Source organism: Longimicrobiaceae bacterium, assembly GCA_035936415.1.
Classification (GTDB): Bacteria; Gemmatimonadota; Gemmatimonadetes; order Longimicrobiales; family Longimicrobiaceae; genus JAFAYN01.
Genome location: DASYWD010000513.1, coordinates 1 through 2,128 on the forward strand (window position 1 = coordinate 1; position 2,128 = coordinate 2,128).

General features: G+C 75.6%; 2 protein-coding genes. One reads left to right on the forward strand and one right to left on the reverse strand.

The features are described from left to right. Positions 1 to 109: 109 nt before the first annotated feature. Positions 110 to 778: a VWA domain-containing protein gene (locus VGR37_20695; protein HEV2149830.1), complete on the reverse strand. Its 669-nt coding sequence runs from the start codon at positions 776 to 778 to the stop codon at positions 110 to 112. A gap of 283 nt (positions 779 to 1,061) precedes the next feature. Here VGR37_20695 and VGR37_20700 point away from each other — a divergent pair. After that, positions 1,062 to 2,128: PIG-L family deacetylase (locus VGR37_20700; GenBank protein ID HEV2149831.1), on the forward strand; the 1,067-nt coding region annotated here is incomplete at its 3' end.

Here is a 2,128-nt window from a genome sequence, read left to right on the forward strand (position 1 = left end):
CTCCAGTGGTGCGCGTCCTGGCACGGCACCGCGCCGCGCACGTGGGCCGCCCCCTGGACCGAGGCGGCGGCCACGCGCCAGCTCCCCGGCGCGGAGCGCGCGGCGGGGCTCAGATCTCCGCCCATCCCGTCGGCGGGAGCGCGATCCGGTCCTCCGGGCGCGAGTGCGCGATGCTCTGCATGCTGCGGGAGAGCCAGACGAACAGGTCGCGGAAGTCCAGCCCGCGGAGCTTGAGCGGCGCCCGCACGGAGATCTGGGCCAGCCGCTTGAGGTTGGCGCCCTCCACCCCCACGGCGAAGAAGGCCACGCGCTTCTCCGCCTCGGCGGCCTGCAGGCGCTCGGTGGCCTCCCGCACCGCCGCGGCGGGCTCCCCCTGCGGCTCGCCGTCGGTGATCATGAACACCCAGGGGCGGTAGTAGGCCACGTCGTGCGCCCGGTACGCCGCCTTGCGCGCCTCCACGAGGTCGAGCGCCGCCTGGATCCCCGCGGCCATGTGCGTGCGCCCGGAGGCGACCAGCGCAGGCAGCTCCAGCCGGTCCGGCTGCATGAAGTCCTGGACGACGTGGACCTCCGTGTCGAAGGTGACCACCGCCACCTCCACGCGGCGCACGCTCACCGGGTCCAGCTGGACGTCGTAGCGGAACGCGTCGATCCCGTCCTGGAGCGCCTGGATCGGCCTGCCGTCCATGGAGCCGGAGGTGTCGAGCAGCAGCACGCAGGGGCACCGGGGCTCGGGGTTCTCCGCGAACTCTACGGCGTCTTCGAAGTCGAACGGCACGAGAGGCTCCGCTCCTGGATCGGGTGGGGTTCAGGGGATCCGGCGCCGGGGTGCATTCACGGAGCACCTGCTCACGCAGTCCGGGGCCCCCGGCGCGCGGCGGATGGGTGGGTGGAGCCGGGGAGGACGGAGCACCGGGGCGCTCTCCCCGACAAGGTAGTCCCGCGCGGCGTCGGCGGGAAGTGGCCCGGTAGGGCCGGGACCGCGCGAAATTGGTTCAGCGATGCACCATCCAGCGGCGCAGACCTTGTGCGCGCCTCCGCCCCCTGCCTAGCTTTGCGGGATGGGACCGAACCGCTTTCTCCGCATGGGGCTCCTGGCCGCGGCGCTGGCCGCCGCCCCCGCGCTCCCCTCGCACGCGCCCGCGCAGCGGGCGGGCGCCAGCGAGTACGAGGGCGCGGCGGGGCTGGGGCTCGCGCTGCGCCGCCTGGGCACCACCAAGCGGGTGCTGATGGTGGGCGCCCACCCGGACGACGAGTACACGCCGCTCCTGGCCCACCTGGCGCTGGGCGAGGGGGCGGACGTCGCGTACCTGTCGCTCACCCGCGGGGAGGGCGGACAGAACGGGATCGGGCCCGAGCTGGGGGAGGCGCTCGGGATCCTGCGCACGGAGGAGCTGCTGGCGGCCCGCCGGGCGGACGGCGCGGAGCAGTTCTTCACCCGCGCCTACGACTTCGGCTTCTCCAGGAACGCGGAGGAGGCCTTCCGCCACTGGCCGCGCGAGGAGCTGCTGCGCGACGTGGTGGGCGCCATCCGCCGCTACCGCCCGGACGTGGTGGTGACCGTGTTCAGCGGGACCCCGCAGGACGGCCACGGGCAGCACCAGGTCTCGGCGATCGTCGCCCGCGAGGCGTTCGACGCCGCCGCCGACCCGAAGCGCTTCCCCGAGCAGATCGCCGCTGGGCTCCGGCCGCACCGCCCGGAGCGGCTCTACCAGTCGCTCTGGCGCGGCACGGAGAACGCCACCCTCCGCCTGCAGGTGGGCGGCTACGACCCGCTCCTGGGCCGCTCCCCGTACCAGCTCGCCATGGCGAGCCGCTCCCGGCACCGCTCGCAGGACATGGGGCGCCCGGAGCCGGCGGGGCCGCAGTGGGCGCACCTGCGCCGCTGGCCCGTGGACGGCCCCGCCGGGGAGAACGGCGGCGGAGCGGCCTCGCTCTTCGCCGGGATCGACACCACGCTCGCCGCGCGCACGCTCCCCGACGCGGCCCGGCGGGGGCGGGTGGACGCCCTGTTCGGGGAATACCAGGCGCTGGCCGCGCGGCTGCGGCACGAAGCGAACCCGCTGGAGCCGGGGCGGCTGGTCCCGGAGCTGGCGCGCGCGCTGTCGCTGCTGGAGCAGGCCGACGC